7 protein-coding genes and 1 pseudogene are annotated in these 6,209 nt (G+C 70.6%); 2 read left to right on the top strand and 6 right to left on the bottom strand.

The window, feature by feature from the left end; genetic code table 11:
• Nucleotides 1–134: His/Gly/Thr/Pro-type tRNA ligase C-terminal domain-containing protein (locus WML84_RS11885; RefSeq protein ID WP_347346355.1), on the top strand; the 134-nt coding region annotated here is incomplete at its 5' end.
• Between the two features lie 18 nt (nucleotides 135–152).
• Here the strand turns inward: WML84_RS11885 and WML84_RS11880 are convergent.
• From WML84_RS11880 to WML84_RS11860, 5 genes are read right to left on the bottom strand one after another with little or no spacing between them, the layout of a single operon-like run.
• Nucleotides 153–1,349, bottom strand: coding sequence for an amidohydrolase family protein (locus WML84_RS11880; protein WP_347346354.1), 1,197 nt, complete (start codon nucleotides 1,347–1,349; stop codon nucleotides 153–155).
• A gap of 38 nt (nucleotides 1,350–1,387) precedes the next feature.
• A complete protein-coding gene (locus WML84_RS11875; protein WP_347346353.1) occupies nucleotides 1,388–3,022 on the bottom strand; it encodes an ABC transporter permease subunit in 1,635 nt (544 codons plus the stop codon).
• Nucleotides 3,019–3,801, bottom strand: a complete 783-nt coding sequence (locus WML84_RS11870) for an ABC transporter ATP-binding protein (RefSeq protein WP_347346352.1) — start codon at nucleotides 3,799–3,801, stop codon at nucleotides 3,019–3,021. Before WML84_RS11870 ends, WML84_RS11875 begins: the two co-directional genes overlap by 4 nt.
• A 29-nt stretch (nucleotides 3,802–3,830) precedes the next feature.
• Entirely contained in the window at nucleotides 3,831–4,874 is a 1,044-nt protein-coding gene (locus WML84_RS11865) for an ABC transporter substrate-binding protein (protein ID WP_347346351.1), read from the bottom strand.
• 56 nt (nucleotides 4,875–4,930) lie between these two features.
• Nucleotides 4,931–5,683: an FCD domain-containing protein gene (locus WML84_RS11860; RefSeq protein WP_347346350.1), complete on the bottom strand. Its 753-nt coding sequence runs from the start codon at nucleotides 5,681–5,683 to the stop codon at nucleotides 4,931–4,933.
• A gap of 114 nt (nucleotides 5,684–5,797) precedes the next feature.
• On the opposite strand from WML84_RS11860, the gene WML84_RS11855 reads away from it, so the two are divergent.
• Entirely contained in the window at nucleotides 5,798–6,064 is a 267-nt protein-coding gene (locus tag WML84_RS11855; protein WP_347346349.1) for a hypothetical protein, read from the top strand.
• Between the two features lie 17 nt (nucleotides 6,065–6,081).
• Here the strand turns inward: WML84_RS11855 and WML84_RS11850 are convergent.
• Nucleotides 6,082–6,209, bottom strand: a pseudogene (locus WML84_RS11850) (aminoacyl-tRNA hydrolase); the annotation flags it as partial.

Here is a 6,209-nt window from a genome sequence, read left to right as displayed (position 1 = left end):
ACTGCGTGACCGTCGACTTCGACACGCTCGAGGACCACGCGGTGACCGTGCGCGATCGCGACTCGATGGAGCAGGTCCGCGTGCCCGTCGACGCGCTCGTCGCGCACCTCGACGCGCTGCTCACCGGCCTCTGACCGGAAGCCCGCCGCGGGTCAGATCAGGGCACCGTCCCGGGCGACGACGACACCGCGCTTGATCACCAGGGAGCGCGTCGGCGGAAGGACCACGGCCTCCGCGACCGCCTCGCCGGGCACGACCACGAGGTCGGCGGGAGCGCCGACCTCGACCCCGACCGGCTCCAGGCCGACCGCCCGGCGTCCGAGCGGTCCGGCGAACGCGGCCGCCAGCTCGAGGTCCTCATCGGTGCGCCAGTAGCTCTTGTACGCCATCATCATCGCCCGCGACAGGATGTCGCCGTCTCCCCAGGGCGACCACAGGCTGCGCGACGAGTCCGACCCCAGGCACATCGCCACACCGGCCTCGTGCAGTCCCTTCACGTCGGGGACGGGCAGCAGCCCGTGCACGCCGATCGAGAAGGCGATGCCGGACTCGGCGAAGGTGCCGGCCAGCCGTGCGAACTGCGCCGGGGTGGGACTGGCCAGGGCGAACACGTCGCACATGCTCACCCGGCCCGACATCCCGAGCGCACGGGTGCGCTCGGCGATGCGGTCCACGAGCCAGACCCCGAGCTCGCCGTCCTCGTGGGCGTGGAAGTCCGCCATCACCCCGTACCTGTCGGCGAGGCCGAAGACGATGTCGAGCACTCGCAAGGCGTCGTGGTCGACGCCTGCCGGGTCGAGACCGCCGACCGCGTCGGCGCCGGCGATCAGCGACTGCTCCAGGAGATCCACGGTGCCCGGGTTGCGCAGGATGCCGAGCTGCGGGAAGGCGACGACCTGGATGTCGGCGAGAGGCGCCAGCTCGTCGCGCAGCTCGAGCATCGCGTGCAGGCCGTCCAGGCCGATCTGCGGCGCGACGTCCGCATACGCCCGGATGGTCGTGGAGCCGGCGGCGACGCTCTTCTCGAGGAATCGTCGCGCCCTCTCCTTGACCGGCGCCTGCGGCAGCGCCCACTGCTGGAGGGTGTCGTCGAACATCTGGTCCATCGTGATGTCGACGGAGTGACGGCGCACCCACGGCTCCCCCCACAGGCTCTTGTCCGCGTGCGAGTGACCGTCGACGAAGCCCGCCAGCACGAGCTGGCCGCCGAGGTCGATCGTCTCGCCCGCATGCTCCGCCACCGCCGTCGCCGTCCCCGCGGGGAGGATGTCGGCGATCAGGCCGTCGGCGAGCACGATGTCCGTCGCGTCGCCGCCGTCGATCCTGCCGTTCAGGAGGAGTGTGCGCATGGGGATGCCTGCTTTCGTTCGGAATCGGGCGGTGCCGGTCACGCCAGGCGTGCCGAGATCTTGCGCTCCCAGTAGCTGGCGAGCTGGTACAGCAGGAGCGAGATGAGAAGGACCGCGGCCACCCCGCCCCATACGAAGTAGTAGTCCGACATCGTGGCCGCGACCGTCATGGCGGCACCGAGCCCCGATCCGGTGGCGAGCCATTCGGCGACCATCGCCGCCCCCACCGACAGCGGCAGTGCGATCTTGATCGACGCGAACAGCGCGGGCATCGCGTAGGGAAGGAGGAGCTTCGTGAGCCGCTGGCGGCGGGTCGCGCCGGCGACCGCGAACAGATCCACCGCGCCGCCGGGCACGCTGCGCATCGCGAGCAGGAGGTTCACCAGGGTGGGGAAGAAGGTCATCATCGTGATCAGCACGGTCACCGCGACGATGCCGCGCCCGAAGACGAGCGCGAGCAGCGGCATCGCCGCAACGATCGGCACGGATCGGAGCACGATCGAGACCGGCATCACGATCGCCTCGACGGTGCGCGACTCGTAGACGACGATCGCCATCGCGATCGACAGCACGGTGCCGACGACGAAGCCGACGCTCGCGTCGACGGCGGTCTGACCGAGCGCGGTGAACAGGCTCTGCAGCGCCGTCTGCGTCTGCCCCGTGGGGCTCACCGTGAGCGTCTCGGCGTTGCTGAAATACCGGAAGACCTCGATCGGACCACGCGCGACCGCCTGGCCTCCGGGCACCGCGGCCGCGAGCAGCCACCAGACCACGACCACGATCGCGATCGTGGCGGCGAGGTTCCCGAGGGCGCGCAGCACAGCCAACGGCCACGGCATGCGCCGGCCGCGCCGCCCGACGGCGCGCGGAGAGATGTTGGGGCTGGAGTGCCCGACCCACGGCATCGTCAGCCGCACGATCCACGGGATGGCGAGGAAGGCCGCCGCGGCCAGCACCGAGGTGACGATCGCGAGCGCCCACGCGCGGGGCACGTCGAAGGCGCCCTGGGCCTGGATCATGGCCACGCCGAGCCCCCGGCTGCCGCCCATGTACTCGCCGATGATCGCGCCGAGGATGGCGCTGGGCGCCGCGATCTGGAGGCCGACGACGAGGCTCGGGATCGCCGACGGCAGCCGGACCTTCCGGATCGCCGTCCAGCTCGACCCGCCCGCGCTGCGCACGAGATCGAGCGCGCTCTGATCCACATTGCTCAGACCCAGGATGCACGCGACGAGCGTCGTGAACACGACGGCCTGCGCAGCCAGGATCACGCTCGGGACGTTGCCCGCGAACGCGATCGCCAGGATCGGCGCGACCGCGATGAGCGGCAGCGCGATCGCGCCGACCGCGACGCGTTCCAGGAGCGCCTGCAGCGGCGGGAGCGGCAGGGTGAGGAGCGCGAGCACGATGGCGATGCCGTTGCCCCACAGGTAGCCCTGGGCGGCGCTGCTCATCGTGACCGCGATGTTCGCCGGGTAGTACGAGGCGTCGGCGATCAGCTGCTGGACGACGACCCACGGACTCGGCACGAGCGGCGTGAGCAGCGACGCGAGCTGCCAGACGACCAGCAGGCCGCCGATCGACAGCACCGGCGTCAGCACCCGCTTCGACCGGCGGCGTCGCGCCGGCGCGGGGGCCTCGTCGTCGCGCAGTGCGAGGGTGGCCGTGCTCACCGTCCGGCGCCCTCGTGCGCCGCGAAGAGCTTGTGCGAGAGCCGGTCGCACAGGGCGTGGAACTCCGGTGTCTCCATCACCTCGGCGGTCCGCGGACGCGGCAGGTCGATCGGCACGACGTCGACGATCGTCCCCGGTCGCGGCGACATCAGGATGACGGTGTCGGACAGGAGCACGGCCTCGGCGATGCCGTGGGTCACGAGCACCGTCGTCGTGCCGCGCTCCGACCAGATGCGCTGCAGCTCGAAGTTGAGGTGCTGACGGGTGAGGTCGTCGAGCGCCCCGAAGGGCTCGTCCAGCAGCAGCAGATCGGGCTCGGTGACGAGGCTCCGCGCGAGCGAGACGCGCTGACGCATGCCGCCGGAGAGCTGGGCCGGGCGCGCGGAGACGAACCCCGAGAGCCCCACGAGCTCGATGAGCTCGCGGACCGTCCCGTCGTCCTTCTTCCCCGCGATCTCCAGCGGCAGCCGCACGTTCGCCTCCACCGTGCGCCACGGCAGCAGTCCGGCGTCCTGGAAGCCGACGCCGATCCGGTGCCGCCGGCGCAGCTCCCGCGGGCTCGTGCCGTGCACCTCGACGGTTCCCGAGGTGGGCTCCTCGAGGTCGGCCAGCACCCGCAGCACGGTGGACTTCCCGCATCCCGACGGTCCGAGCAGGCCGATGAACTCGCCGCGACGCGCCGTGTAGCTGAAGTCCTTCAGCGCCTGCACCGTGCGGCCGTCGGCGTCGAACGTCTTGCTCAGGGCCTCGATCCGGAGGCCGTCCTCACGCGGTTCCATGTCTCTGCGCCTTCTTCGCCGCGGACGTCTCAGCCCTCGAGCAGCTCGTTCGTGAACAGCGACGCGTCCGCCTTCACGCCGATCAGCTCGAGGCTGCCCAACGTCTGCGCGATCAGCTCGTCCGACATGAGGAACAGGTCGGAGGTGTCGTCGCCCGCCACGAACGGTGCGAGCGCGTCGAGACTGGCGAGCTGGTCCTCGACCTTCAGACCGAGATCCTTGCCGTAGAGGTCGACGGTGAGCTGCGCGGCCGCCTCGTGGTCGGCGAGCATCTTCTCGGTGCCGGCGCGCGCGGCCAGCAGGAACTGGCGCGCCCGCTCCCGCTTCTCCTCGTCGTCGAGGGTCTCCTGGCTCACGAAGAACACCTGCTGCATCCGGTTCAGGCCGAAGTCCGCCGTGGGCATGACGTAGGTCTCGATGCCCTGGTTCGCGAGCACCACGGGCTGGTTCGACGCGAAGCCCAGGAGCACGTCGACCTCGCCGACGGCCAGCGGCGCGGGATCGAACTGGGTCGGCACGAGGGTGACCTTCGACACGTCGACGCCGTTCTGCTTCATGAACTCGATCATGAGGTTCTGCCCGGAGAGCGTGGAGCCGAGCTTCTTCCCCTCGATGTCCTTCGGCTCTCGGATCGGGTCGTCCGCGCGCGAGATCCAGCACTCCGGGCTCTTGCGCAGCGCGGCGCCGACGATCCGCAGCGCGGCGCCGTCGTTGACGGCGGCGGCCACGTTCTCGGGGATCGACTCGATGCCCACGTCGAGCCGCCCCGTGGTGACCAGCGGCACGACCGGGGAATTGGGTCCGCCGGGTTCGATCGTGACGTCGAGTCCGGCCTTCTCGAACAGCCCGTCGCTCTTGGCGATGAACAGGCCGGAGTAGGCGACGTCGGGGATCCATCCGAGCTTGGTGGTGAACGACGCGAGACCGCCGGCGCCCGGGGCGCTGTCACCGGGGGCGCATCCGGTGAGGGCGAACGAGGTCGACGCGAGCCCGAGCATGCCGGCGCCGACGGCGCTGAGGCGAAGGAACGAACGGCGGTCGATGATCAGTGGGGAGGCAGGCTGGTGCGGCATTGCGTTCTCCTTGCGGGGTTTCGGGTCGGCGCGGGTCGGAAGGTCGTCCGCCCGGGTCAGCGGATGCCGCGCTCCGTGGCGGCGGTGAGCTGATGCTCGATGAGGTCGCTCCATCCGCTGCGTGCGAACTCCTCGGTCTCGCGGATGGTCGCGTCCAGATGTGCGACCATCTCGCGCTCCGCGCCGTCCGGATCGCGCGCGGCGATCCGCTCTGCGACGGCCCGGTGGTCTCGTTCCCAGTCGTCGAGCACGCCTTGGCGCAGGCCGACGGTGAGCGTGACGCTGTCGAGCGGATCGAGCCGCTCGACGAAGAGGGTGTTGGCGATGGCCTGGATCTGCTTGTTGTGCGAGGCGTCGCCGACCGCGCGGTGGAAGCCCAGCCGATCGTGGAGCGTCGCGCCCGACGGGCTGACCAGCTCGCGGAGCATGCGCACCTCCTCGTCCGTCGCGCGCAGTGCCGCGGCCCGAGCCGCCTCGCGCTCGATGCCTCTGCGGGTGATGAGGTGGTCGATGAGGTCCTCGACGCTGCGCATGTCGACCGCGCGCTCGAAGTAGCGTCCGCGGTTCCGGGAGAGCAGCAGCGACGCGTTGACCCGCCGCCCCTCCTCCGTCAGGACCCGGCCCTTCGCGCCCACCGCCTCGGTGAGCCCGCGCTCATCCAGGCCGAGCAGCATCCGGTTGATCGTCGACTCGCTGGAGACCAGACCCTGGCCCGCGAGCTCGCGACGGAGCACTCGGGAGCCGGTCGGCCCGTGCTGGTCGTGCAGCACGAACAGGGTGGCTTCCTCTACGGCCGACAGATCTCGCATAGGTCCTCCTCCACGGCGATAGCACGAGCGTAGGTGTCCCCCATGCGTCTGTCAATAATGAAAGACATCATCTTTGAATGACAAACATCGTTCGAAACTCATAGACTCCGGCGCATGTCACCAGAAGTGCTTTGGACGTCGTTCGGATGGCTCGGGAGCCTCGTGATCGTCTTGTCGCTGAGTCAGACGAAGATCCTCCGCCTGCGCGTGCTGAACCTCGTCGGCTGCACGCTCGCGATGGCGTACAACGCGCCGCTCGGCGTGTGGCCCACCGTGGGGCTGAACGCGACGCTCGCGCTGATCAACGTCATCCACCTGATCCGGCTGGGCCGCCTCCGCAGGCGCGCAGCCGCCGCGCCGGCGCCCGACGCCGCGCCCTGACCGCGGGTCGACGTGCCCTAGGGCCGCGGCGCGTGGTGGCGCTGCTGCGCCGCGAGCAGTCCCTCGTCGATGAGCTGCTCCACGGCGTCGGCGGCGTCGCCGACGAGGTTCGGGAGCGCGGCGCGCTCGACCGACGAGAACGGGT

This window comes from Microbacterium sp., assembly GCF_039812165.1.
In the GTDB taxonomy this organism is placed as follows: Bacteria; Actinomycetota; Actinomycetes; order Actinomycetales; family Microbacteriaceae; genus Microbacterium.
The sequence above is the reverse complement of the archived record's forward strand: the minus strand, read 5'-3'. Positions and strand labels throughout refer to the sequence as shown.